Source organism: Streptomyces sp. NPDC087901 (assembly GCF_044742205.1).
GTDB lineage: Bacteria > Actinomycetota > Actinomycetes > Streptomycetales > Streptomycetaceae > Streptomyces.
In genome coordinates, this window is record NZ_JBIUUC010000003.1 from 290,933 (window position 1) to 316,185 (window position 25,253).

Annotated in this window: 18 protein-coding genes; 4 read left to right on the plus strand and 14 right to left on the minus strand. The window is 70.9% G+C overall.

Annotated features, from left to right (window positions below; translation table 11 throughout):
• Window positions 1-46 precede the first annotated feature (46 nt).
• The 7 genes from ACIOEW_RS10900 to ACIOEW_RS10930 form a co-directional block, all read right to left on the minus strand.
• The gene (locus tag ACIOEW_RS10900) at window positions 47-1,324 is read right to left on the minus strand and encodes a thymidine phosphorylase (protein WP_401963281.1); all 1,278 of its coding nucleotides are present in this window, start codon (window positions 1,322-1,324) and stop codon (window positions 47-49) included.
• 125 nt (window positions 1,325-1,449) lie between these two features.
• Complete coding sequence (locus ACIOEW_RS10905) at window positions 1,450-1,872, minus strand: cytidine deaminase (RefSeq protein ID WP_401963282.1); 423 nt, start codon at window positions 1,870-1,872, stop codon at window positions 1,450-1,452.
• Window positions 1,869-3,158: an ABC transporter permease gene (locus tag ACIOEW_RS10910; protein ID WP_362546341.1), complete on the minus strand. Its 1,290-nt coding sequence runs from the start codon at window positions 3,156-3,158 to the stop codon at window positions 1,869-1,871. The genes ACIOEW_RS10905 and ACIOEW_RS10910 overlap by 4 nt, the downstream gene beginning before the upstream one ends.
• Window positions 3,155-4,270, minus strand: coding sequence for an ABC transporter permease (locus tag ACIOEW_RS10915; protein WP_401963283.1), 1,116 nt, complete (start codon window positions 4,268-4,270; stop codon window positions 3,155-3,157). Before ACIOEW_RS10915 ends, ACIOEW_RS10910 begins: the two co-directional genes overlap by 4 nt.
• Window positions 4,267-5,853, minus strand: a complete 1,587-nt coding sequence (locus tag ACIOEW_RS10920; RefSeq protein ID WP_362546335.1) for an ABC transporter ATP-binding protein — start codon at window positions 5,851-5,853, stop codon at window positions 4,267-4,269. The genes ACIOEW_RS10915 and ACIOEW_RS10920 overlap by 4 nt, the downstream gene beginning before the upstream one ends.
• 270 nt (window positions 5,854-6,123) lie before the next feature.
• Window positions 6,124-7,164, minus strand: coding sequence for a BMP family ABC transporter substrate-binding protein (locus ACIOEW_RS10925; RefSeq protein ID WP_362546332.1), 1,041 nt, complete (start codon window positions 7,162-7,164; stop codon window positions 6,124-6,126).
• Between the two features lie 138 nt (window positions 7,165-7,302).
• Window positions 7,303-8,511, minus strand: coding sequence for an amidohydrolase (locus ACIOEW_RS10930; protein ID WP_401963846.1), 1,209 nt, complete (start codon window positions 8,509-8,511; stop codon window positions 7,303-7,305).
• Between the two features lie 190 nt (window positions 8,512-8,701).
• On the opposite strand from ACIOEW_RS10930, the gene ACIOEW_RS10935 reads away from it, so the two are divergent.
• Window positions 8,702-10,057: a M48 family metallopeptidase gene (locus tag ACIOEW_RS10935; RefSeq protein ID WP_401963284.1), complete on the plus strand. Its 1,356-nt coding sequence runs from the start codon at window positions 8,702-8,704 to the stop codon at window positions 10,055-10,057.
• A gap of 78 nt (window positions 10,058-10,135) precedes the next feature.
• Here ACIOEW_RS10935 and ACIOEW_RS10940 read toward each other — a convergent pair whose 3' ends face one another.
• From ACIOEW_RS10940 to ACIOEW_RS10960, 5 genes are all read right to left on the minus strand, one after another.
• Window positions 10,136-10,759: a hypothetical protein gene (locus tag ACIOEW_RS10940; RefSeq protein WP_401963285.1), complete on the minus strand. Its 624-nt coding sequence runs from the start codon at window positions 10,757-10,759 to the stop codon at window positions 10,136-10,138.
• A 173-nt stretch (window positions 10,760-10,932) separates the two neighbouring features.
• Window positions 10,933-11,991, minus strand: coding sequence for a hypothetical protein (locus ACIOEW_RS10945; RefSeq protein WP_362546323.1), 1,059 nt, complete (start codon window positions 11,989-11,991; stop codon window positions 10,933-10,935).
• An 11-nt stretch (window positions 11,992-12,002) separates the two neighbouring features.
• Complete coding sequence (locus tag ACIOEW_RS10950; RefSeq protein WP_351001411.1) at window positions 12,003-12,938, minus strand: N-acetylneuraminate synthase family protein; 936 nt, start codon at window positions 12,936-12,938, stop codon at window positions 12,003-12,005.
• A 15-nt stretch (window positions 12,939-12,953) separates the two neighbouring features.
• The gene (locus tag ACIOEW_RS10955) at window positions 12,954-14,177 is read right to left on the minus strand and encodes a cytidylyltransferase domain-containing protein (RefSeq protein ID WP_401963287.1); all 1,224 of its coding nucleotides are present in this window, start codon (window positions 14,175-14,177) and stop codon (window positions 12,954-12,956) included.
• Window positions 14,178-14,209: 32 nt separating this feature from the next.
• Window positions 14,210-15,559 (minus strand): DUF6716 putative glycosyltransferase, encoded by a 1,350-nt coding sequence (locus ACIOEW_RS10960; protein WP_401963289.1) that lies wholly within the window; start codon window positions 15,557-15,559, stop codon window positions 14,210-14,212.
• A 220-nt stretch (window positions 15,560-15,779) separates the two neighbouring features.
• On the opposite strand from ACIOEW_RS10960, the gene ACIOEW_RS10965 reads away from it, so the two are divergent.
• Both ACIOEW_RS10965 and ACIOEW_RS10970 read left to right on the plus strand, forming a co-directional pair.
• Complete coding sequence (locus tag ACIOEW_RS10965; RefSeq protein WP_401963290.1) at window positions 15,780-16,763, plus strand: glycosyltransferase family 2 protein; 984 nt, start codon at window positions 15,780-15,782, stop codon at window positions 16,761-16,763.
• Entirely contained in the window at window positions 16,760-18,148 is a 1,389-nt protein-coding gene (locus ACIOEW_RS10970; RefSeq protein WP_401963291.1) for a polysialyltransferase family glycosyltransferase, read from the plus strand. The genes ACIOEW_RS10965 and ACIOEW_RS10970 overlap by 4 nt, the downstream gene beginning before the upstream one ends.
• A 308-nt stretch (window positions 18,149-18,456) precedes the next feature.
• Here the strand turns inward: ACIOEW_RS10970 and ACIOEW_RS10975 are convergent, their stop codons facing one another.
• Both ACIOEW_RS10975 and ACIOEW_RS10980 read right to left on the minus strand, forming a co-directional pair.
• Window positions 18,457-20,793 (minus strand): glycosyltransferase, encoded by a 2,337-nt coding sequence (locus tag ACIOEW_RS10975; RefSeq protein WP_401963293.1) that lies wholly within the window; start codon window positions 20,791-20,793, stop codon window positions 18,457-18,459.
• Window positions 20,790-22,346, minus strand: a complete 1,557-nt coding sequence (locus ACIOEW_RS10980; RefSeq protein WP_401963294.1) for a hypothetical protein — start codon at window positions 22,344-22,346, stop codon at window positions 20,790-20,792. Before ACIOEW_RS10980 ends, ACIOEW_RS10975 begins: the two co-directional genes overlap by 4 nt.
• Before the next feature lie 371 nt (window positions 22,347-22,717).
• On the opposite strand from ACIOEW_RS10980, the gene ACIOEW_RS10985 reads away from it, so the two are divergent.
• Window positions 22,718-25,225, plus strand: coding sequence for a YfhO family protein (locus tag ACIOEW_RS10985; RefSeq protein ID WP_401963296.1), 2,508 nt, complete (start codon window positions 22,718-22,720; stop codon window positions 25,223-25,225).
• Window positions 25,226-25,253 lie beyond the last annotated feature (28 nt).

The following is a 25,253-nucleotide window of genomic DNA, read 5'->3' on the forward strand; positions in this document are numbered from 1 at the left end:
GGTTCTCACCGTCCCGGCGGGCCGTTCGCGTCGGAGCGCGCGCCTGTTACGCGATACGTTCCCGCACCACAGGGGTGGCGGTGAACGGCGTGCCCGACGGCGCGATGTCGTACGCGTCCGGCAGGGCCTTCAGCGCGTAGTCGAACTTCTCCGGGGTGTCCGTGTGCAGCGTCAGCAACGGCTGCCCGGCCGTCACCCGGTCGCCCGGCTTGGCGTGCAGTTCGATGCCCGCGCCGGCCTGGACCGGGTCCTCCTTGCGGGCACGGCCCGCGCCGAGGCGCCAGGCGGCGACGCCGATGTCGTACGCGTCCAGGCGGGTCAGGACGCCGGAGGACGAGGCCTTCACGACGTGCTGTTCGCGGGCGACGGGGAGCGTGGCGTCCGGGTCGCCGCCCTGGGCGGAGATCATCCGGCGCCAGACATCCATCGCGGAGCCGTCCGCGAGGGCCTTCTCCGGGTCGGCGTCCTTCAGTCCGGCCGCGTCCAGCATTTCGCGGGCGAGGGCCAGGGTGAGGTCGATGACGTCCTTCGGTCCGCCGCCCGCCAGGACCTCCACGGACTCGCGGACCTCCAGGGCGTTGCCCGCGGTGAGGCCGAGGGGGGTGGCCATGTCGGTGAGCAGGGCGACCGTGCGTACGCCGCTGTCGGTACCCAGCGCGACCATGGTGGAGGCCAGTTCGCGGGCGTCCTCGATGGTCTTCATGAAGGCGCCGGAGCCGACCTTGACGTCCAGGACGAGTGCGCCGGTGCCCTCGGCGATCTTCTTGGACATGATCGAGCTGGCGATCAGCGGGATGGCCTCGACGGTGCCGGTGACGTCGCGGAGCGCGTACAGCTTCTTGTCTGCGGGGGCGAGGCCGTCGCCGGCCGCGCAGATGACGGCGCCCGTGGTGTCGAGGACGTTCAGCATCTCGGCGTTGGAGAGGTGCGCGCGCCAGCCGGGGATGGACTCCAGCTTGTCGAGCGTGCCGCCTGTGTGGCCGAGGCCGCGTCCGCTGAGCTGCGGTACGGCGGCGCCGCAGGCGGCGACGAGCGGGGCGAGGGGCAGGGTGATCTTGTCGCCGACGCCGCCGGTGGAGTGCTTGTCGGTGGTGGGGCGGGAGAGCGCGTCGAAGTTCATCCGCTCGCCGGAGGCGATCATGGCGGCGGTCCAGCGGGCGATCTCCGTACGGTTCATGCCGTTCAGCAGGATCGCCATGGCCAGCGCGGACATCTGCTCGTCGGCGACCTCACCGCGGGTGTACGCGTCGATGACCCAGTCGATCTGCTCGGGGGTCAGCTCGCCTCGGTCCCGCTTGGTGCGGATGACGGAGATGGCGTCCATGGTCTGGAGTCCTTCCGGCCGGTACGTACGTACGCATGAGCACGCATGAGTCCCGTTGACTCTACGCGCATAGAGGGGAAAAGAGACGCCGGGCGGGCCCATGTGCGGGCCCACCCGGCGGGTTGCTAGCCGAGGTGCGACGGCCCGAACGCCTGCGGGAGCATCTCGTCGAGTGTGCGGAAGCCGTCCGGCGTCTCCAGGACGAGTTCCGGTCCGCCGAACTCGTACAGCAGCTGCCGGCACCGACCGCACGGCACCAGGACCTCGCCCGCACCGTCCACACAGGTGAAGTGGGTCAGCCGGCCGCCGCCGGTGGCGTGGAGCTGGGAGACCAGTCCGCACTCGGCGCACAGCCCGATGCCGTACGAGGCGTTCTCGACGTTGCAGCCGACGATCGTGCGGCCGTCGTCGACGCGCGCGGCGACGCCGACCGGGTAGCCGGAGTAGGGCGCGTACGCCCGGGACATGGCGTCCCGGGCCGCGGCCCGCAGGGCGTCCCAGTCGGCCCCCTTCACGGCGGCGTCGTCCGCGCCGGCGGTGGGCGTCACTTGCCCTGGCCCTTGCGGTAGCGCATGCCGTCCGCCTTCGGCATCCGCAGCCGCTGCGCGGAGAGCGAGAGGACGAGCAGCGTGACGACGTACGGGGTGGCGCTGACGAACTCGGTGGGCACGGTGTCCGTACCGAGGTACCAGACCAGTACGGCGGCGGCGATGACCGCGCTGACGACGCCCTGCACGAAGCTCTTGCGGTAGAGCTTCCAGGCGGCGATGCCGGCCAGGACGACCACGAGCAGCAGGAGCAGCGCGTGGACGGACTCGCCGCCGTTGCGCAGCTGGAGCGCGTCGGCGAAGCCGAACAGGCCGGCGCCCATGGCGAGTCCGCCGGGCCGCCAGTTACCGAAGATCATCGCGGCGAGACCGATGTATCCGCGGCCGCCGGTCTGTCCCTCGTTGTAGATGTGCGAGGTGACCAGGGAGAGGAAGGCGCCGCCGAGTCCGGCCATGCCGCCGGAGATGATCACCGCGATGTACTTGTACGTGTAGACGTTCACACCGAGCGATTCGGCTGCCACCGGGTTCTCGCCGCAGGAGCGCAGCCGCAGGCCGAAGGCGGTCTTCCACAGGATGAAGAAGGTCACGACGAACAGGACTGCGGCCACGATCGTCAGCAGGGACACGTTGGTGACCAGACCGCCGATGACGCCGGCCAGGTCGGAGACGAAGAACCAGTGGTGCTTCTCGACGCTGTGCAGCCAGTCGGAGAGGCCCGGGATCGTCACCGAGGTGATCTCGTCGGCCGGCGGGGACTGCTTCGGTGAGCCGCCCTTGGCCGCCGCGTCGCCGGAGTTGAACCAGAGCTTGGCGAAGTAGGTGGTGAAGCCGAGCGCCAGGATGTTGATGGCGATGCCGGAGATGATGTGGTCGACGCCGAAGGTGACGGTGGCGACCGCGTGCAGCAGTCCGCCGAGCATGCCGCCGATGACACCGGCGAGGACGCCGAGCCAGGGGTTGGTCTGCCAGCCGGCCCAGGCGCCGAAGAAGGTGCCCAGGATCATCATGCCTTCGAGGCCGATGTTGACCACGCCTGCGCGTTCGGACCAGAGGCCGCCGAGACCGGCGAGGCCGATCGGCACGGCCATCGCGAGGGCCGCGCTGATCTGTCCGGCCGAGGTGACGTCCTGTGCGCCGGTGATGGCGCGCACCGCGGACAGCGCGAGCAGGACGCCCGCGATGATCAGCAGGACGACGGGGAAGGAGAGACGGGTGCGGCCGCCCTTGCCGCCGGAGACCTTGGGGGCCGCGGGGGGCGGGGTGGAAGTCGCCGTGACGGTCACGCCGACACCTCCTGCTGGTCGGAGTTACGGGCGGCCTGTGCGGCGAGTTCCGCGCCGACCTTGCTCTGCTGGCGCTTGAGTCCGTAGCGGCGGACGACTTCGTAGGCGATGACGACGCACAGGACGATGACGCCCTGGATCACGCCGACGATCTCCTTGTCGTACCCCTCGAACTCCAGCTTGCCGGTACCGCGTTCCAGGAAGCCCCAGAGCAGTGCGCCGAGGGCGATGCCGATGGGGTGGTTGCGGCCGAGGAGGGCGATGGCGATGCCGGTGAAGCCGATGCCGACCGGGAAGTCGCCGCTGTACTCGTAGCTGTCGTTGAGCAGGGTCGGCATGCCGATCAGGCCGGCCACGGCACCCGAGATGAGCATCGAGGTGACGACCATCTTCTTGACGTTCACGCCGCTGGCCTCGGCCGCGGAGCCGGACTGGCCGACGGTGCGCAGGTCGAAGCCGAACCGGGTGCGCGAGAGCGTGAACCAGTAGGCGATGCCCGCGACGATCGCGACCACGATGAAGCCCCAGATGGGCGTCGGGGTGGTCGGGAACTCGAAGAAGTGCGAGGACTCCGGCAGCGGCTTGGTGGAGATCTTGGTGCCTGCCTCGTCGAGGTGACCGAGGCGGTTCTGCTGGAGGAGGTAGCCGATGATCGCGGTCGCGATGGCGTTCAGCATGATCGTCGAGACGACCTCGCTGACGCCCCGGGTGACCTTGAGGACACCGGCGATGCCGGCCCACATCGCGCCGACGATCATCGCGGTGAGGATGATCAGCGGGATCTGGAGGGCGCCGGGAAGGGTCAGCGCGCCGCCGAGCGCCGCCGCGAAGAAGGCGGCGAGGCGGTACTGGCCGTCGACGCCGATGTTGAAGAGGTTCATCCGGAAGCCGACGGCCACCGCGAGACCCGCGAGGTAGTACGTCGTCGCCTTGTTCAGGATGTAGACCTGGCTGTCCGACTTCAGGCCGTAGTCGAACATGATGCCGAAGGCGCTGAAGGGCTCCTTGCCGGTGGCGGCGAGCACGAGTGCCGTCACCAGGAAGGCGACCACGATCGCGAGTACAGGGGCCGCGATCCCCAGGAGCAGCCGCTCCTTGTCGATCTTCTTCATCGGTCCTCTCCCCCGTTCCGGGGGTCGGTGTCGTCCGTGGCGGGGGCGGCGGATCCGCCGTCGCCCTCCGGCGCTTCGAGGTGCCCGCTGGCCGCGCCCGTCATCGCCGAGCCGAGCTCCTCGGGGGTGACGGAAGCCGGGTCGGCGTCGGCGACCAGCCGGCCGCGGTACATGACGCGCAGGGTGTCGGAGAGCCCGATCAGCTCGTCCAGGTCGGCGGAGATCAGCAGTACCGCCAGCCCCTCGCGGCGCGCCTCGCGGATCTGGTCCCAGATCTGGGCCTGCGCGCCGACGTCCACGCCCCGGGTGGGGTGCGCGGCGATCAGGAGCTTGGGCGAGTGGCTCATCTCGCGGCCGACGATCAGCTTCTGCTGGTTGCCGCCGGAGAGGGAGGCCGCGGTGACCTCGATGCCGGGGGTGCGCACGTCGTACTCGCGCACGATCCGCTCGGTGTCGGCGCGGGCCGCCTTGAGGTCGAGGAAGGCGCCCTTGCTGTTGGGGCGCTCGGTGACGTGCCCGAGGATGCGGTTCTCCCAGAGGGGGGCCTCCAGCAGCAGTCCGTGCCGGTGGCGGTCCTCGGGGATGACGGCCATGCCGTTCTCGCGGCGCTTGCGCGTCGGCGTACGGGAGATGTCCGCACCGTCCAGGGCGAGGGAGCCCGCGTCGAGGGTGCGCATGCCCATGACGGCGTCGACGAGTTCGGACTGACCGTTGCCCTCGACGCCGGCGATACCGAGGACCTCGCCCTTGTGGATGGTGAAGGTGATGCCGTCGAGCACGGCGCGCACCACCCCGTCCGGGTCGGTCGCGGTCAGCCGCAGTCCGTCGACGGTGAGCATCGGCGTGTCGGTGACGGTCGACTCGCGGGTCTCCGGCGAGGGCAGTTCGCTGCCGACCATCAGCTCGGCGAGCTGCTTGGTCGAGGTGTGCTCCGGATCGGCGGTGCCCACGGTCGTACCGCGCCGGATGACGGTGATCTCGTCGGCCACCGACAGCACCTCGCCCAGCTTGTGCGAGATGAAGATGACGGTCAGGCCCTCGGCCTTGAGCTCGCGCAGGTTGTCGAAGAGCGCGTCGACCTCCTGCGGCACGAGGACGGCCGTGGGTTCGTCGAGGATCAGGGTGCGGGCGCCGCGGTAGAGGACCTTGAGGATCTCCACACGCTGGCGGTCGGCGACACCGAGGTCCTCGACCATGGCGTCCGGGCGGACCCCGAGACCGTAGGCGTCGGAGATCTCCCGGATCTTCGCGCGGGCCCGGTCGCCGATGCCGTACAGCTTCTCGGAGCCGAGTACGACGTTCTCCAGGACGGTGAGGTAGTCGGCGAGCATGAAGTGCTGATGCACCATGCCGATACCGCGGTCGATGGCGTCGCCCGGGTTGGAGAACGTGGCCTGTTCGCCGTCCACCGCGATGGTGCCCTCGTCCGGCTTCTGCATGCCGTAAAGGATCTTCATCAGAGTGGACTTGCCGGCGCCGTTCTCACCGACGAGAGCGTGGACGGTGCCGCGGCGCACGGTGATGTCGATGTCGTGGTTGGCCACGACCCCGGGGAACCGCTTGGTGATGCCGCGAAGCTCCACGGCATGAGGACTGCTGGACGCGTTGATGGCGCACTCTCCTTGGCAGGAGCGGAGGGCGGAGGCGGTGGGACGGAGACGGGAAGGCGTGAGCGGGGGGCGGAAAAAGGTACCGCGCCCGAGCCGGAGCTACGCGCGTAGCGCTGCCGAATCGTTGGCCACCTGATCACAGATGGCGGACCGGGGCCGGTGACCCCCGTGACGGGGGTACGTGAATCGGGGCCCGGTCGGGCGGCCGAAGCCGCTCGTCCGGGCCCCGATCGACGGGACGGATCAGGTCGTGGTCTTGACCGTGATCTGGCCGTCGACGATCTTCTTCTTCGCCTCGTCGAGCTGGGTCTGGATGTCCTTGAGGTGGTCACCCGTGGTGGTCAGGCTGACGCCGCCCTTGGCCAGGGAGTACGTCTGCGTGCCGGTCAGCGGCTTGCCGTCCTTGACGGACTTGACCAGGTCGAAGACGCCGGTGTCGACGTTCTTGACGACCGAGGTCAGGATCGTGTCCTTGTACTTGGACAGCGCCGGGTCCAGGGCCTGGTCGGAGTCGACTCCGATGGACCAGGCACCCTTCTGGCCGGCGACGGCCTCGATCGAACCGGCACCCGAACCGCCCGCGGCGGCGAAGATGACATCGACGCCCTTGTCGAGCATGCCCTTGGCGGCGGCCTTGCCCTTGTCGGGGCTGCCGAAGCCGGACAGGTCCGAACCGGTGGACAGGTACTGGATCTGCACCGTGGCCGAGGGCTTCGTGTCCTTGACGCCCTGCTGGAAACCGGCGGCGAACTTCTTGATCAGCGGAAGGTCCACACCACCGATGAAGCCCACCTTGCCGTCCTTCGACTTCAGCGCGGCCGCGACACCGGCGAGGTACGAGCCCTGCTCCTCGGTGAAGACGATCGAGGCGACGTTCTTCGCGTCGGAGACCGAGTCGACCAGGCCGAAGCTGACCTTCGGGTAATTGGGAGCGATCTTGTCGACCGCGTCCTTGTACGCGAAGCCGACGGCGATGACCGGGTTGTAGCCACCCTCGGCCAGCGACTGCAGACGCTGCTCGCGGTCGGCGGGGGTCTCACCGTTCTTGGCGGTGAGCTCCTTCGTCTGGGCGTCGAACTCGGCCTTGGCCTTGTCCAGGCCGCGGGCGGCGGAGTCGTTGAACGAGTTGTCGCCACGGCCGCCGACGTCGTAGGCCATGCCGATCTTCATCTGACCCGAGTCGGAGCTGGTGTCCTCGTCGGACGAACTGCCGCACGCGGTGGCGGTGAGCGCGAGCGCTGCGGTGACAGCACACGCGGCGGTGATCTTGGATACCCGGCGCAAGGGAAGGCTCCTTCAAACCTGACCGAAGCGCCTCTTCCGGCGCTGGTTTCGCGGCGATCGTAACGCGCGTAGATGTCAGATAATGACCTGTACGGCAGCCGTTATCGGATCGTCGCGAACGAGGGGTGACCTGTCCGGTTACGGATGGTTGCCGTCAAACAGAGCGGAGGCGGTGAAAAGCTCCACCCCGACGGTGATCGCCTCCTCGTCCGCGTCGAAGTTGCCACGGTGCAGGTCCAGCCCGCGTGCGTCACCCGGCGTCCGCACCCCGAGGCGTGCCATCGCGCCCGGCACATGCTCCAGATACCAGGAGAAATCCTCGCCTCCCAGGCTCTGTTCGGTGTCCTCGACGGCATACGAACCGCGGCGGGCGGACATCGCGCCCGCGAGCAGGTCGATCGCCGCCGCGTCGTTCACCACGGGCGGGACACCCCGGATGTAGTTGATCACCGTCTTCGCGCCGTACATTCCCGCCACCTCGTCGATCGCGGCGTGGACCAGATCCGGTGCGTCGCGCCACGCCTCCAGATCCAGGCAGCGAACCGTGCCCGACAGTTCGGCGTGTTGCGGAATCACGTTGCACGCGTGTCCGGTCTCCAGGCGTCCCCAGGTCACCGCGAGCCCGGCCCGCGCGTCGACCCGGCGGGCCAGCAGCGCGGGCACCTCGGTGGCGACCTTGGCGGCGGCGGTGACCAGGTCCGTGGTCAGGTGCGGGCGGGCGGTGTGGCCGCCGGGGCCGTCCAGGGACAGCTCCAGGCGGTCGCAGGCGGAGGTGATGGCGCCGACCCGCAGCCCGATCCGGCCCACGTCGACCTTGGGGTCGCAGTGCACCCCGATGATCCGCCCGACGCCCTCCAGCACCCCGGACTCGATCGCGTCGGGCGCCCCGCCCGGCAGCACCTCCTCGGCCGGCTGGAAGATCAGCCGCACCGGGTTGGGCAGCAGCCCCTGCCGGTCGAGCCCGGCGAGCACCAGGCCGGCGCCGAGGACGGTGGTGGTGTGCACGTCGTGCCCGCAGGCGTGCGCCCGGTCGGGCACGGTGGAGCGGTACGGGACGCCCGCCTTGGTGTCCGGGATCGGCAGCGCGTCGATGTCGGCCCGCAGCGCCAGCATGGGGCGCGTCCCCTCGCCCCGCGTCCCGACGTCACACATGAGCCCCGTCCCGGAGGCGAGCACCCGCGGCTCGAGGCCCGCCTGCTCCAGCCGGGCCTTGATGGCCGCGGTGGTGCGGAACTCCTGGTTGCCGAGCTCGGGGTGCATGTGCAGATCACGGCGGAAGGCGATGAGCTCGGCGCGCAGGGATTCGGACAGCGTGCCGGGCAGGTCGGCATCGGACTCGCGGGACATCAACTCGTTCACCCGTTGAAGGGTAGGCCCCTCACCCCGCCAACTGGCCACAGATCAACAAAAGTTCAGCCACATAGAGGAACAAAAGACGGCGTCGACATGTGTGACATGAGATAGAGGCGGGTAAACTCTGCCGATTTCCACCCCCGGAACCTCCTGTACGGAGCCGAACCCCCGGCCTAATCTGCACGTGACCGGCGAACACGAACGCACGTACGCCGCACACCTGGGCGGTCTCCGGTCGGAGCCGTGGGACGAGGGGACCTCAGCAGTGCTCGACACGGTGGAACAGCACGTTCAAGCATGCCCGCAATGCGGGGTGGAGATCCGGACCGACCACAGGTTCGTGGCGTGGTGCGCCGCCTGCGACTGGAATGTGAACCCGGGGCAGCCCGAGCCACCGACAGGCCGGCTGGAAGTCCTGCGGCACAGGCTGGCCCGGCAGCACGGCGAGACGCTGCTGGCCGAGGTGACGACGGACGGAACCCTGCGCCCCCGGCGCGATGCGGTAGGTGTCCTCGCCCTGGCGCTGGCACTGGCAGTCCACGGCACCACCGCCGCCCTGCTCGTCGGCGGACTGCTGCTGGTCGTTCTCGGCTGGGGCAGCGCGCTCCCGCTCCTCGGCGCCCTGTCCCTCCTCGTCGCCTGGTCGTTGCGCCCCCGGTTCGCACGCCTGCCCGAGGACGAACCGGTCCTGCGCCGGGCAGACGCGCCCGAGCTGTTCGCCCTGGTCGACGAGATCGCCGGGACGATGGGGACGACCGGGGTGCACGCGGTTTCGATCACCGCTGAGTACAACGCGAGCGTGTCCACGTACGGCCTCCGCCGTCGACGGCTGCTGTCCATCGGTCTCGGCCTCTGGGAGACCCTCACCGCTGAGCAGCGGATCGCGCTGCTGGGACATGAGCTCGGCCACTACGCCAACGGCGACACCCGCCACGGCCTGATCATCGGGAACGCGCTCCGCTCCCTGGACACCTGGCGGTACCTGCTGAGCCCGGTCGAGCACCCCACGCTCGTGGAGGCCGCACTCAACGCCCTCTATCTGCTTCCCCGTTCCGCGGTCACGGGCGTCCTGATGACCCTCGACCACCTGTCCCTGCGCGCCACCCAGCGCGGCGAGTACCTGGCCGACACCTTCGCCGCCCGGTGCGGGTCCACGGAAGCCGCCGTGGGCATGATGGACCGGCTGCTGGTCGCCGACTCCGCCGCCGCCACACTGCTGCGCGAGTCCAACTCTCGTCAGACCCGCCGGGCCGGGGCTCCCACGGGCAGTGAAGCCTGGAGCGGCCTGTGGGAACGTCTGGCCGCCCACATGGACTCGATTCCGGAGAGCGAGCACGAACGGCAGCGCCGCTGCAGCGCGCTGCGCGGTCACAGTGTCGACTCCACCCACCCCCCGACCCACCTGCGCCGGGCCCGACTGCTGACCGCGGCCGCTCTGCCGGCGGCGGTCACCATGGACACCGCACGGAGTACCGCGCTGCGGGCGGAACTCAAGGAGACACGGGACGAGGTGGCGCGCCGTGTGATGGACGGGCGCTGAGGGCTGTCCGGCCCGGACGAGGCTTCGCGGGCACCGCCCGGCGACACGTGCGATGCGCCTTGCCCTGCGGATGCTCCGTCAGCCCCGCAGCCCCCGGCGCACCGGATACAGCGCCAGCCCGACGCACAGGGCTCCGGCGGCCAGCAGATCCAGACTCACGGCCATCATGACGATCCCGGCAAGCACCAGCAGCGGGGACCGGCCCGGGACCTCGCCCCGGCGGAAGAACGCGAGCTGCGTGACGAGCGCCAGCAGCCCGAGCCAGAACAGCGTCGGCACCACCGTGTACACCAGCGGCATCGCACCGGGCACGCCCTGAACCCTGTCGAACATCTCGCTCATCGCCTCCTTGTCCGCCGCGAGGAACCCGACCACCAGGTCGATCGCCGCCTGGACCGCCACCGCGGCCGCCCCCAGCAGCCCGGCTCCGGCGGCCACCCGGATGCCGGCCCGTCTGCCGCCGCGCACCCCGGCCTCCGTCCGCAGGCGCAGGAACACCGGAACGAACGCGAGCACTCCGGCCAGGAAGAGCAGGTGAGCCAGCGACCACCACACCCCTGGCCCGTAGTCACCGACCGACCGCCCGATCAGCCGCACCACGCCGTATCCGGCCATCAGGGCCGGACCCGCGAGAAGCGTCGGTGTGGTGGTCGCGGCGGTCGCAACACTATTTTGACGGTCAGTCAATTCCCATTTCTGCATGCCTAGATGATCGCCTCGCGGCACCCTCGCCAGCTATCGGGGATGTCCCTGGCCCACCCCCTACCCTGACTCGGCGCTCAGGCCCGGACCGAGGGGATGACCGTCCTGACCGGGACAAGTGGAATCCCTCCTACGACGTGCAGGTCATGCCCTGCCGGGCCTGCCCCGCCGGCTCACGCCTCCGACGTCACCGCCGTAGCCCGCCACGGCGCCAGCCGCTGGACGTCGCGGGCCGTCTCCGTGACCCCCGCCAGGAAGCCCTGGGCTCTCGGGGAAGCCGTTTCGCGGAGCCATTCCGGGGCGATGTCGCAGACCGCGACCTTGACCTCGGTGCCGACGAGGGCCAGGGGCAGGGTGTGGACGACCGTGGAGGGGAAGCTCAGGACCTTGCGGCCGATGGGTCCGCGGCGGGCGATGAGTTCCAGGGGGAGGTCGGGGCGGACGATCTCCAGGCCGGTGGCGGCCTCCAGTGCGTGGAGCTTCTCGGTGGCCTCGCGGCGGTGGGCGAAGTAGCGGGTGGCGCCGTGCGTACGGGCCAGGGCGGCCACCGCCTCCAGGTACTGGCCGCGGTCGACCACGCCCGTCTCCACCAGGGAGGTGCCGACCATGTCCGCGCCCTTGGTGAGCAGCGGCGGGCCGAAGCGGGAGCGGGTCCAGGAGAAGGTGTTGGGGATGAGGGTGATGCCCGGCGGCGGGATCACCGGCATCGCGGTGAAGAGTTCGACCTCGCGCGCCGCGGACGGGGTGAAGCGGCGGCGGGCGGTGGCGGAGACCGGGGCCAGGGCCAGGTCGCGGGGGCCGGAGCCGCCGCGGCGGTGCCAGCGCACCAGGCGCTCGCCCCGGGTCAGCAGGGCGACGAACTCCATGGTGGCGGTGCCGTCGTCGACCACGGTGAGCCGGCGGGGCCGGACCAGGGAGAGCAGGAGCTGTACGTAACGGGAGAACGGGTCCCCGATGACGATGTGGTCGGCGTTGCGTACGAGCCTGGTGAGGGCGCGCAGCGACTTCAGGGGGGTGCCCGAGTCGCCGCGCGCCTCCTGCCAGCGCACGGTGATGCCCTCGTCGCGGGCCAGCTCCGCCATCCGGCGCAGCTGACCGCGCGACATCGGGTCGACCGGAGGGAGGACGACGACGGTGACGTCCGGGACGACACGGCCGCCGCCTCCCTCTGTGTAGGCCCACTCCAGGACGTTCAGGAGCTGGACCGGGCTCTCGACGAAGGCGAGGTTCACCGGTCTGCCCGTCAGACCGCGACCGGCTCGGCGGCCTGGGCCGTCTCGCCGCTCTCTGCCACGACGCCCGGGACCCGGCGGAGCTTCTTCATCGGGCCGAGCTCCGACTCGTACACCTTCTTGACTCCGTCACCGAGGGACGCCTCGATGGTGCGGATGTCGCGGACCAGGCGGGTCAGGCCCTGCGGCTCGACGGACGCGGCCTGGTCGGAGCCCCACATCGCGCGGTCCAGGGTGATGTGGCGCTCGACGAACGCGGCGCCGAGCGCGACGGCGGCGAGGGTGGTCTGCAGGCCCGTCTCGTGGCCGCTGTAGCCGATCGGGACGTTGGGGTACTCCTGCTGGAGGGTGTTGATGACGCGGAGGTTCAGCTCCTCGGCCTTGGCCGGGTACGTCGAAGTGGCGTGGCAGAGAAGGATGTTGTCCGAGCCGAGGACCTCGACGGCGTGGCGGATCTGGCGCGGGGTCGACATGCCGGTGGAGAGGATCACCGTGCGGCCGGTGGCGCGCAGGGAGCGCAGGAGCTCGTCGTCGGTGAGGGAGGCGGAGGCCACCTTGTGGGCGGGGACGTCGAACTTCTCCAGGAAGGCGACGGCCTCGGTGTCCCACGGGGAGGCGAACCAGTCGATGCCGCGCTCGGCGCAGTGCTCGGAGATGGCGCGGTACTCGGTCTCGCCGAACTCGACGCGGTGGCGGTAGTCGATGTACGTCATCCGGCCCCAGGGGGTGTCGCGCTCGATGTCCCACTGGTCGCGCGGGGTGCAGATCTCGGGGGTGCGCTTCTGAAACTTGACGGCGTCGCAGCCGGCTTCGGCGGCCACGTCGATCAGCGCGATGGCGTTGTCGAGGTCGCCGTTGTGGTTGATGCCGATCTCGCCGGTGACGTAGACGGGGTGGCCGGGGCCCGCGGTGCGGTCGCCGAGGGTGCGCAGTCGGGAGGTGCTCATGAGGGTGTTCCTTACTTACTTGGTGGGGGTGGGAGTGGTGAGGGTGGGTCCGAGCAGCCAGGCCGCGATCTCGCGGATGGCGCCGAATCCGCCGGGGGTGGTGGTCACGGCCCGCGCCGCGGCGCGTACCGAGTCGTGCGCGCTCGCGACGGCCACGGGCCAGCCGGCGAGTGCGAAGCAGGGGAGGTCGTTGACGTCGTTGCCGACGTACAGGACGCGTTCGGGGGCGATGGACTGTTCGTCGCACCACTGCTTGAGCGCGAGGTCCTTGCGGTCGATGCCGTGCAGGACGGGGACGCGGAGCTTGTGGGCGCGGGCGGCGACGACCGGGTTCTGTTCCGTGGAGAGGATCAGCAGCGGCAGTCCGGCCTTGCGCAGGGCTGCGATGCCGAGTCCGTCGCCCCGGTGGACGGCGACGGTCTCGCGGCCGTCGGAGTCGATGAGGACGCGGTCGTCCGTCTGGGTGCCGTCGAAGTCGAGGACGACCGCGTCGATGTCCTCGCGGGTCGGCAGCGGCGCCGGGTCCAGGAGCGGGGCCAGGGCGCGGGCGCGGGCCAGGTCGTGCGGGTCGTCGATCTCCAGGACCCGGGCGGGGTCGGTGCGCACCAGGGCGGTGTGGCCGAAGAAGCGGTGCCGGTGGGTGCGGAAGCCCGCCGCGTCCATCGCGTAGGCGGCGCCCGTCTCCAGGAGGTCCTCGGGGCGGTCCTGGCGGCGGGGGCGGACGGCCTTGTCGTGGTTGACACCGTAGTTGTGGTCCTCGACCGCGCTGCCGTCGCGCCACAGGAAGCCGTGGAAGGGGGCGACGGTGACGGCGGTGTCGGCGCCTTCGCGGGCGACCGCGGCGGCGACTCCGTCGATGTCCTCGCGTGCGATGAAGGGGCTGGTGCACTGGACGAGCAGGACCACGTCCACGGTCCGGCCGTGCTCCGCCTCGTAGGTGTCGAGGGCGTGCAGGACGGCGGCCTCGCTGGTCGCGGTGTCGCCGGCGATCGCCTCGGGGCGCTGGACGCAGTGCAGCCGGGGCGCCTCGCCGAGCGCTTCGCCTGCGGCACGGGCCGCTTCGGCGACGGCCGGGGCGTCGGTCGTCACGACGACGTCGGTGACCTCGCTCGACGCGAGGCAGGCGCGGACCGCGCGGACGACCAGCGGTACGCCGCCGACCTGGGCGAGGTTCTTGGCGGGTACGCCCTTGGATCCGCCGCGGGCGGGGATCACGGCTAGCACGGTGGGCTGCGTCATCGCTGCTCCAGTGAGTGGCTCGGTAGTGGTTTTCACAGCTCGCCCATCCGTCGGATGACCGGGGCGACCCGCTGGACGCCGTGGCGGTACGCGCCCCGGGCCGCGTCGCGGACCGCCTCGCGCACCGCTCCCCTGACCCGGCCGGTGTCCTTGGGCGCCGCGGCGCCGGGGAGCGGGTGGCCGTCGGGGGCCAGGTGGTGGCGGGCGAGGATGCCGGGGAGGTAGCCGGGGGCGGTGGCGGGTGTGTAGTAGGGCGCGAGGTCCGGCAGCCGGTCCTGCGCCAGCAGGGCGGCGACCCGGGCGCGGGCGGTGTCGTAGGCCGTGGCGTACGTGCCGTCGGCTGCGACGCCCTGGCCTGCCAGCCACTCGGCGTCGGGCACCGGGTGGGCGCCGCCGTCGAGGTGGTCCCAGGAGGTGAGCAGGCCGGAGCCGATGAAGTGGTGGTTGCCGAGGGTCTCGCGCACCCCGAGGTCGGTGAGGACCGCGGTGGGGATGCGCCGGTGCAGGGACTCCAGGGCGGCGGTCGAGGAGACGGTGACCAGCAGGTCGGTGCGGTCCAGGACCTCGCCCATGTGCCCGTACACGAGCCGGAAGTTGGGCGGGAGTCCGCCGGGCAGCTTCTCGGCGAGGCGCTGGTACGGGAGTTCCTCGATGTGCGTGGTGTGCTCACCGGGCTTGGAGCGCAGCTTGAGGAGCACTTCGCGCCCCGGGTGGAGCCGGGCGTGCTCGACGAGCCGGCGCAGCAGGTACGTACGGTCGGCGCGGGAGGCCGGTACGGAGGGCTGGGCGGCGAAGACGACCGTGTCGCGGCCCTGTTCGGGGGCGTGCGGGGCTCCGCCGAGGAACGGCAGGGCGGCCTCCGTGACGGCCGAGGCGTCGGCGCCCACTCCCTCGTACACGTCGCGGAAACGCCCGGCATCGTGGCGGGAGTTGGCGAGGACGACGTCGGCGCCGTGCCGCAGCAGCAGTCCGTCGGCGAGCTTCTCGTAGACGACGCCGACGTAGCCGGTGACGACGACGGGCCGGGCGGGCAGCCGGAGTGCGGCGAGGCCGTGCAGCATCGCCTGGACGGCGCCGCCGACGAGGGCGAGGACCACGAGGTCGTATCCCTCGTCGCGCACGGTGTGCAGGAATTCGACGGCCGTCACCTCGCGCACCCGGTCGGTGTCGATGCCGACGTCGCCGACCTCGGCGAGCTGGCGGGGTGTCGGCGTAGCCCGGCCGCGGAGCAGCAGTCCGCTGATCTCCGTACGGGGCGTGGACGCGCCTGCGTCGCCAGTGGTGAGCCGGCGCGCGGTGAGCGCGCCCCACTTCCACCGGGTGTCGGAGTCGGCGAGTACGGCTACCCGGAGGGTGGTCGTCTTTTCGGTACGTGGGGGCACGTCCCAGACGTTAGGAAGGCCGGGGGGTGGACAGCCCAACGCGACAGCAACAGAGGGTTAACAGCCTGCCGACGATTGCCGAACCGGCCGCCCGGCTCGTTGAAAGACGAAGAACAATTCCCTTGCTGGCCTACCGGTTCATGAATCCGACGGGCGCCGTTCACCCACCGTCTGCACAGCCGACAGGACGAATGCGCGGCCCGGAACTAGCGTGACGCGGGTGGTTAAGCTCTCCGTCATCGTGCCGTTCTACAACGTGCGGACATACGCGCCCGACACTCTCAGAAGTCTGCTGGCCAACGCCCGCGACGACTTCGAATTCATCCTCGTCGACGATTGCTCGACCGACGGGACAGCGGAAATTCTGCACCGCGCCCAGGAGGACATTCCGGGGGTGGTGGTGCTCAGACACGAACAGAACGGCGGGCTGGCCACCGCACGCAACACCGGTCTGGACGCGGCCCGCGGCGAGTACCTCACCTTCCTGGACGGCGACGACTGGCTCGCGCCCGGCTACTACAGCGAACTCGTGGCCCATGCCGAGAGGCTGGCCTGCGACTTCGTCCGTACGGACCATGTCCAGGCCCACGCCAGGGCGCGCACCGTGCAGCGCGCACCCCACGGCCTCAGGGACGTGACCCTGGACCCCCGCGCGGCGATCCTGCCCGCCACCCGTTCCACGATGGTCGACTATCCGTACGCCTGGGCCGGGATCTATCACCGCCGGCTGCTGGACCGCGGCCTGCTGCATTTCACGGACGGGCTGCGCACGGCGGAGGACCGCCCGTGGATCTGGCGGCTGCACCGGCAGGCGGAATCCTTCGCGGTGGTCGGAATGCTGGGCCTCTTCTACCGGCGCGGTGTTTCCACCTCACTGACCCAGATCGGGGACGTACGCCAACTCGATTTCATCCGGGCGTTCGACCAGGTCGTAAGGGAAACGGCCGAGGACCGTGACGCGGATGTCCTGCTGCCGAAGGCCGTACGGACGTATTGCGCCGTCATTTCTCATCACAACAGCTCGATCGAAAGGTTCGAACCCTCTGTGGCCCGGACATTGAAGTCGCTCAGCTCGGCGGCCCTGAAGCGCATGCCGCAACAGGTACTCGACGAGGCACTGGACTCGATGGACGGGCAGCGTGCGACGCTGCTGCGCCGGCTGCGCCGTCGGCCGCACACCGCGAAGGAGGTCGCCGCCGCATGAGCACCACCGTGCGCACCACGCGCGTCTTCGTCGCCTCCACCCTCTACGGCGTGGCCACGCTGGCCGCCGCGATGGACGACGGCCGTTTCGAGGCCGCCGACCGCTCGCTCCTGCTGCTCTGCAACAACGCCTCGATCCCCGAGACCTCGCCGTCCGTCGACACGATGCCCGGCTTCGAAGCGCTGCGCGTGCGCTTCGACGGCGTGCTGTCATGGAACGAGGCCATCGCGCCCTTCCACCCCGGCGCCTGGGAGCCGCGGGCGGACGACGTGCCGCTGTGGGAGCGCCATCTGCGCCTCCTCTGGGGACTCGGCGACGACCGTGTCGAGCTGGTCGTCGAATCGATCCAGGTCAGCCCGTCACTGTCGATCTGCCAGATCTTCACGGCCGCACCGATCGACGTGTACGCGGACGGCCTGATGAGCTACGGCCCGACCAGGAACAAGATCGACCCGCTGATCGGCACCCGGGTGCGCCGGCTGCTCCATCCCGACCTGGTGCCGGGGCTGAAGCCTTTGCTGCTCACGGAGTTCGGCGTGGAGCCGGAGACGCTGAGCACGGACCACCTGCTGAAGGTGTTCGCCGAGCTGGCCGACATGCCGGTCGCGGTGCCCCCCGTGGAGGCGCCCGCACTGCTGCTGGGCCAGTACCTCTCGGCGCTCGGACTGATCGAGGCGGCCGAGGAGGAGGAACTGCACCTGCGGATGATCCGGGGCGCCGTCGCGCTCGGGCACACCCGTCTGGTGTTCAAGCCGCATCCCACCGCGCCGGAGCAGTGGGCGCACGCGATGGTGGCAGAGGCCAGCGCGCTCGGCGCCGAACTGACCGTGCTGGAACGGGAATCCGGCCGCGCCGGCGCGACGGGCGCAGCCCTGCTCGCGGAGGTGCTCTACCAGCGGATGCGGCCGGCACTGGTCGTCGGCTGCTTCTCCACGGCTCTGCTGACGGCGGCCGCCTTCTACGGGCTGCCGGTCGCCAGGACCGGCACGGACCTGCTGCTGGACCGGCTCGCCCCGTACCAGAACAGCAATCGGGTGCCGGTGACGCTGGCCGACGCGCTGCTGCCCGATCTGGGCGACGCGCAGGCCGTACGCGACTGGTCGCTGCCCTCCGCGGACCAGGTGGCCGAGCGGGTCTCCCCGCTGCTCACGGCGGTGGGCTTCGCGATGCAGCCCCAGATCTACCCGGACCTGCGCCCGGCGGCCGAGCGCTACCTCGCGCACCATCTGGACGACCGCACCTGGCGCTACTTCAAGCGTCGCCGCCTGACCACGCTGGCCCTGCCGGGGGCGGTCCCCGCCCAGCTCTCCTTCATCCCGCGCAGCCGGGCCCTGCGCAAAGTGGCGCGCCGGGCCCGGGCGTTCAAGCGGGCGGCGCTGGGGTGACGGCCGGTCGCGGAAGCCGGCGGCCCGGCATCGGCTGATCCGTTCTCCGTCTCCGCCCAGGTCATCACAGGCACCTCGTTCTCCTTCCGGCGAGCACCGGGAACCGCTGCGTGCTTCACGGTCCATACCGAGAACGCCGGCCACCAGCTCACCGGTTCCGCGGTACCGGTCATCACCACCTGAGCGTCGAGGGCACACGCGCAAGGCCCCGTCCGGTCACTGGATCCGGACGGGGCCTTCGCTGTCGGGCGTCAACGGCGGGAGGGGCAGGGAAGCCGGCCCGCCTCCCCGCCCCTCCCGCCGTACCGTCAGACGCGCACGCCCGCCCGGATGAACCGCAGGTCCGCCGCGTTCGCCTCGGTGACCTTCCACAGTTCCTGCTGCCGGCCGTGCACATCGGCCACCGCTGCCGCGTGGTCGTCGAGCAACCCGGCAGCCCGTTCCACGAGCCGCGCCCCGAGGTGCCGGTCGTGGACGGAGATGCCCCATTCGGGCCGCTCGATGTCGGCCAGGAAGTAGGCCATCTTCGGGTGCGAGATCAGGCTGATGATCGGCGTGCCGCAGCCGAACGGGATCATGCCCGCGTGCCCGCGCATCCCGATGACGAGCTTGGTCCTGGCGTACGTGTCGCGGATCTCGTCGTTCCCGAAGTCGTACATCGGGATCACCGGCAGCGCGATGCCGTGCTCGCGCCGCAGGTCGAAGGCGATCCGTTCGTCGTCCAGCGAGTGGGCCACGCACTTCACCTCGGCATGGGCGCCGAGCCCCTTCACCGCGGTGGCCATCTCCGCGAGGAAGTGCGCGTAGTCGTGGCCGAAGCGGAGCCCCGAGCGGTCGTACGCGGCGTTGATCAGCACGGTGTTCTCGCGCTGTGCGGGGTCGGTCCAGCCGTCCACCAGCTGCCGGGTGACGGTGGTCGGGCAGGGCTGGAAGCGGACCTTGTCGTGCAGTGACGGCGGCAGCAGCTCGCGGACCTTCTCGATCGAGCCGTGGTTGCGCAGCCCGAAGAACGAGGCGCGCTCCACCAGTCTGCGCAGCGAGGAGAGGAACCGGTCGCGGCCGTGGCCGTACGCCTGGCCGTCGAAGGCGTTGAAGCCGACCGCGTACACCATGACGGGTACGTCGATCCGCTCCAGCAGTTCGTCGGGGACGTTCCACTGCCAGCCGCTGTTGCCGTTCGGAGCGGTGTCCGGGATGAAGAGCCCGCCGCCGCCGATGACCAGTCCGCGGCGGGCGTTGACGCGTTCCAGGGCGGCCTCGTCGAACAGCCGGTGGGCGTGGACGGAGTGCCAGCGGGCCGGGCCGGTGTCACGGCCGAAGGCCAGCCGGACGCTCTCCGGGAGCAGTTTGTCGCCGGCATTACCCTGCCGGTCCATGTAGAACGCGACGTGGGCGAGTTGCTCGTCGGCCGGCCCCTCCGCGGGCGTCTCGGCGTCCCTGGTGCGCTTGTACATCAGCCGGTTCGCCCGGTGGGTGGGGTCGACGCCGAGCCCTTGGAGGGCGTACTGCGCGGCGGTGGTGTCGTCGCCGTGGATCCAGGCGATCTGAGCGAGGCGCGAGAAGGCGGTGGCGGCCCGGTTGGGGGCTGCGGCGGCCAGCAGAAGCTGCGCGCGGGCCTCTTCGTAGCGGGAGACGCTGAGCAGCGCGTTGCCGAGCACCTCGTGCGGCCAGGCCTCGTCGACGGGGATCCGGACGCCGCCGAGTATGTCGGCGGCCTCCTGGTACTCACCGGCGCCGATGTGTGCGGCGGCGACCTTGCGTGCACTCTCGGGGTCGGCGGTGCGGCGGACGTGCGGGGTGCCGTAGTGCACCAGCAGGTCGTGGTGCTTGGCGCCGGGCAGCGCCAGGTACGCGGCGTGGAACACCGCGTCGGACAGCTCGAACTCACGCCAGCGGTCCTCGGCCTGGCTGTAGCCGGCCTCGCCGCCCTGCCACGGCTTGTGCCGGCCGGTGAAGTGCAGGATGGCGGTCGTGTCGGGCACCGGGAGGTCGCCGGAGAGCCGCCGCTTGACGAAGTTGTAGCGGGCGTCGAGCTGCACGAAGTCACCGTCGAGCACGGCGTTCAGGATGCCCTGGTCGTGCTTGTCGAGTTCGTAGGTGCCCTTGCGGCCCACGTCGTCGATCTTCGCGCAGAACGCGTCGCTCAGATACTCGCGCTGGATGACCAGCAGCCCGCTGTTGAGCTTGTGCTGCCCGTAGAAGAACTGCGGAACGGCGGCAAGTCCGTCGCGCAGTCTCAGCAGGTCGCCCAGATCGCCGAGGACCACCATGTCGGTGTCCAGGGTGATCACGGTGTCGTAGTCGCGCACCCGGAAGACATCGAGGATGAAGTACGCCTTGCGGACCAGGTAGTTGTCCTGGTCGCCCTTGGCGTACGTGTCGTAGTGCGCGGCATCGACCCGCCGGAAGTCGATGCGCGGGTGCAGCGCCCGGATCTGTGCGACGGATGCGGGGCGCAGCCCGTCGTGCAGGACGATGAAGTCCTCGCAGACCGCCGGGTTGGACAGGGCGAGGCTGCGCAGCAGGGCGAGGAAGCCGGGCAGGTAGTTCTCGTCCACGAAGCTCGCGAAGGCGACGCGGCGCTTGCCGGTGAGGGCGTTGGCGGGGGCGTGCGGCGCGGGTGCGGTAGGGGGCGTCGTCGTCATCGCAGTCGGATCCTCGTATCGGTGACGCTCTGGGCGCGTTCCATGACCCACGCCTTTTCGCTGGTGTACTCGTGGACGGAGGTGATGGGCATCTTCATCGCGGCCGGCAGCCGGTAGGCGCCGCTCTCGTAGAAGTCGAAGCCGATCAGGTCGAGTTGCGAGCTGACATCGAGATGGTCCAGCAGCCACAGCATGTTGAATCCGCTGGTGGGGATGGCCGGCCAGACGTCCGTGCCGACCCTGCCGATGTTGCGCAGCGGCCAGCGCAGGGATTCGTCGCCGAGGTACTGCTGTGCACCGGGCACCAGCCGGTTGCGCAGCGAGTACTTCCAGTCGCCGGATACCCCGCCGAAGACCAGCCGGGTATGGACCTTCTGGTCCCAGTTGAAGCCGTGCTTGTGGATGGTGGCGTGGATGTCGGTACGGCTGCCGGTCGCCGACGGGTCGATCCGGTACGAGTTGAAGCGGACGACCAGGTCGTAGGCGTCGATCTCCGCGCCCATCGAACCGGTGCCGACACGTTGCGAGTTGGCGATCAGACAGATCGACTTCCCCGCGATGCGGTTACGGAACTCTCCGAGCGTCGTCCATTCGACGTCGCCGAAGGTGGGGTCGCCGACCGGTCCACGCATCCGGGCCCGGCGCTGACCGGCGTAGAGCTCCATGAGTTCGGCGAGGGGGGTGAGGTCGGCGTTGCCCGCGGTGGTGCGGGGAGTGCCGCCACCGCCCGGCGCGCCGCCGGCCTCCAGCACGAGTCCGACGTACTGACTGAGGGCTTCCTGGATCTCCGGCACGGGCGCGCCGGCCCGGTCCTGGGCAAGCAGCGCGCCGATCAGCCGGGATCGTGCCCGGTTCCAGTCCCCGCGCCCGTGCAGTGCCAGGCCCTCGGCCCAGGTGTCGGTGACGGACCCGCCGGCGAAACCCTCGGCCTCGGGGCAGCTCTGCTCCAGCTTCAGCAGCAGTTCGCTCTGATACTCCGCGCCGGCCCGCAGCCCGGCCGTCTTCGCCGCGACCCCGAAGCCGTCCTCGTCGGTGAGGGCCAGGTAGCGCTCGTACGCCTCGACGGCGGCGCTCTCCGCGCCGATCGCCTCCAGGGCACGGGCCCGCAGCCGCCAGGCCGCCCGGGACTTCTTGCGCTGGGTCAGCACGGTGTCGGTGATGAGGACGGCGAGCTTCAGCTCGTCCTCGTAGCCGCAGTCCAGCGCCTTGGAGCCGACCGCGAGCAGCGGGTCGAGCAGCTGGTCGCCGAGGACCAGCGCGGAGGCCGGCCCGCCTTTGCCGGCGCGCCGCAGCAGCGGGAGCGGGGAGGCTGCCTCGGAGGACGGCTGCTCCATGGTCGCGTGGGTGGCCAGCAGATTCCGCAGGGCCTCTGCGAGCGCCGCACGCCGCCGGTCGAGCCCGGCGACCAGCTTCCCGCTGTGCGCGGCGCAGGCGCGCAGACAGGTCTCCAGTTCCGTCGGGCGGACGGCGGCGAGGGAGGACGTGCCGCCGTCGGGCGGTGCCGGTTCCTCCGCGTCACGCTGCCGTGGCCAACGGGTGCGGGCTTTCGTCATGGCGCTCCAAGCGTCTGCTGCCCGTGGGGGGAAGGGGCGTAGGGAGGAAGGGAGGTACGGATGTTCGTCAACCGTTCGTGGTTCCGTAGCACGCTAGGAAACCTGAACGGCCGGAAGATGAACTCGCCCTGTCAGCACGGAAAACTGCCGCCCTCCGTCCGTACTGTCTCCCCCACCGATCGTCATCGGGGCCCGGCCCTCGTCGATGAGGACGTTCCGCGGCGGACCGTGCCCCTCCGGCACTCTGCACGCGTCGTCGCCCGCGCAGGATGACCGAGCGGGGATGGCCGTGTGAAGGCTGGCGGTCCATCAGGTGAACCGCCTTTTCGCTCGCGGGATTTGGCGATGCTCGATGGCATATTCGACCCATCATGAGGACTCCGTCGATTCTCCGATCGCCGCGTGGCCGGGGTGCCGCCCTGGCCGCCGTGCTCACCGTCGCGACCGTCTGCGCCGGCGACGCGGTGGCCCGCAGCTACCCCTTCGGCCCGCACACCCGCAGCGTGAACGACCTGGGCAATCAGTTCGTACCGTTCCATGCCCGGCTCTGGGACCTGCTGCACGGGCGGGCGGACGGTGGGCTGCTGGTCAACTGGCAGTCGGGCTTCGGCACGAGTTTCCTGCCGGACCTCGGTACGTACCTGACCAGCCCGTTCGCCCTGCTCGTCGGGGTGTTCCCGAGGGACCGGATCGACCTGGCCGTCTACGCGGTCACGTTGGTGAAGACGGGCGTGGCAGCGGCAGCCATGACCTGGCTGCTCACCGCGTTGCGCCGGGGGCGCGGCCGGGAGTGGCTGGCGGCGGTGCTCGGTGCCTCGTACGCGCTGTGCGGCTGGTCGGTCGTCGAGGCCGCGTACAACCCGATGTGGCTGGACGGACTGATCGCCTTCCCGCTGCTGTGCCTGGCCGGCGAGTGGGCGCGCACCGCGCGGCGGCCCGTGCTGGGGACGCTCCTCGTCACGCTCGCCTGGGTGTCCAACTTCTACACCGCCTACATGGCCACGCTCGGGGCGGCCCTGGTGCTGGTGGTACGGCTGCTGCTGGAGGACGGGACGTCGCGGGAGCGGGTCCGGGGGCTGGTGCGCGCGGGGCGGACGGTGCTGATCGGTATCGGACTGGCCGCGCCGGTGCTGCTGCCGGTGTTCCTGGGGACGCGGCACGCCTACCCGGGCTGGACAAGGGAGTTCGCCCCGGCCGCCTGGCCGGACGTCGCCGCCCGGCTGCTGCCTGCCACGTACGGATTCTTCAGCCCGGCGGTCTTCCTCGGCACGGGCTCCCTGCTGCTGGCCTGCGCGCTGGCCTTCCACCGTGCCGTGCCGCGCACCGAGCGGTGGGTGTGGCCGGGGCTCGTGGCGGTGGTCGCGCTGTCGTTGCAGTGGGGACCCACGCATCTGCTCTGGCACGCCTTCGCGACGCCGAACGGGAGCCCGTTCCGGCAGACGTTCGTCCTCTCCGGCCTCGTGGTGATCGCCGCCTGGACCTCCGTCGCCCATGCCTGGCCTGACCGGCGGGCGCTGCTGGGCGGGGGCGGGGTGCTGGTGCTGATCGCCGCCGCTGCCGCCCCCAGCGAGCTGGTCACCCGGTGGACCTATCCGCTGTTCGCCGCGGGACTGGTGGCGGCGGTCGGCGGTCTCGCGCTGGTCCGCAACCGCAGGTTCGTCGTGCTCGCGGTGCTCCTGCTGGCCGGGGCGCAGGCCGGGCAGGCCGCCGCGACCACCGCGTACGCCGACCGGCAGCGGCTCAACCGGCTCGACGACTACGCCCCCTGGGGCGAGCGGCAGAGTCTCCAGTCCGCTGCGGTCGCCGGCGCCGACGGCTGGCCGCGCTACCGCACCGACCCCGGCCTCGAGCAGAGCACCGCCAACGATCCGATGCTGGTCGGCGGGCAGGGCGGGGCCTACTACAGCAGTCATACGCCTGACGTGACGACCCGCACCTTCCTCGCACTGGGCGCCGGCTGGACCTCGCGCGGCCGCGCGCTGCAGAGCCTGGACAACCCGGTGACCGACGCGGTGTTCTCGGTGGGAGCCCGGGTCCATATGCCGCGCGATCCGCACCAGGTCTGGAACCGCCCGGACCAGCGGCCGGTGACCGTGACCCGGCAGGACGTCCCGCCGCTGGTGACGGTGCGGCCGTCCGGATCCGGTGCTTCCGGGTGGGGGCGCTCACCGTTCCGCAATCAGGAGAAGCTGCTGGGCGCTTCGGTGTACGCGCTGCCCACGACCGCGCTGCGGTCCGCGGACGGCTCGGCCGCCACCGACAGGAATACGAGCACCTACGCGGCGAAGCCAGGCACGTACACCTTGAGTGCGAGCTGTCCCGCGGGCAGCCAGGTGTTCCTGTGGGCGCCCGACCTGTTCGGCACGGCCAGGCTGGGTGCGACCGGCGAACCGATCGATGTCCGGGGCGACATGCCCGCGCGCCGTGCCGGGGTACTGCCGCTGGGCGCGGGCGCGGGCCGGATCACCGTGACGCTGCGGGTGGAGCGGGCGGGGACCGTCCCGCACGAGGCCGTCGGCTGCCTGGATCCGGGGCGCCTGGCCTCGGCGGCGGCGGAGCTGAAGCACACGGGCGCGACGAGGGTCACCGTCTCGGGCAGCGGTGTACACGCCGAACTCCCGCCTCGGACAAGGGGGGTGGCCGTGCTGGCCGCGCCCCGGATCGCGGGATGGAGCTGCAACGGGCGTCCGGCCGACTCGTACCTCGGCCTGGTGGCGGTGCCGGTCGGCGGTGACCGGACCTCGGTGGACTGCTCCTTCCGGCCACCGGGACTGCGGACCGGGACGGTTGCCGGGGCTGCCGCGCTGGCTGCCCTGCTCGCCGTGGCGTTCGGACCGGCGGTCCAGACGCGTGTAAGGCGGCGGCGCGCGCGGCCGTAGCGGCGAAGGCGCCGGGACCGCACTCCGG

Bases quoted from the DNA above. Each gene is read 5' to 3' on its own strand.
- ACIOEW_RS10900 (WP_401963281.1), bottom strand. From the start codon at position 1,324: ATGGACGCCATCTCCGTCATCCGCACCAAGCGGGACCGAGGCGAGCTG.
- ACIOEW_RS10955 (WP_401963287.1), bottom strand. From the start codon at position 14,177: ATGACGCAGCCCACCGTGCTAGCCGTGATCCCCGCCCGCGGCGGATCC.
- ACIOEW_RS10985 (WP_401963296.1), top strand. From the start codon at position 22,718: ATGAGGACTCCGTCGATTCTCCGATCGCCGCGTGGCCGGGGTGCCGCC.
- ACIOEW_RS10980 (WP_401963294.1), bottom strand. From the start codon at position 22,346: ATGACGAAAGCCCGCACCCGTTGGCCACGGCAGCGTGACGCGGAGGAA.
- ACIOEW_RS10930 (WP_401963846.1), bottom strand. From the start codon at position 8,511: ATGTCCCGCGAGTCCGATGCCGACCTGCCCGGCACGCTGTCCGAATCC.
- ACIOEW_RS10915 (WP_401963283.1), bottom strand. From the start codon at position 4,270: ATGAAGAAGATCGACAAGGAGCGGCTGCTCCTGGGGATCGCGGCCCCT.
- ACIOEW_RS10970 (WP_401963291.1), top strand. From the start codon at position 16,760: ATGAGCACCACCGTGCGCACCACGCGCGTCTTCGTCGCCTCCACCCTC.
- ACIOEW_RS10940 (WP_401963285.1), bottom strand. From the start codon at position 10,759: ATGCAGAAATGGGAATTGACTGACCGTCAAAATAGTGTTGCGACCGCC.
- ACIOEW_RS10975 (WP_401963293.1), bottom strand. From the start codon at position 20,793: ATGACGACGACGCCCCCTACCGCACCCGCGCCGCACGCCCCCGCCAAC.
- ACIOEW_RS10950 (WP_351001411.1), bottom strand. From the start codon at position 12,938: ATGAGCACCTCCCGACTGCGCACCCTCGGCGACCGCACCGCGGGCCCC.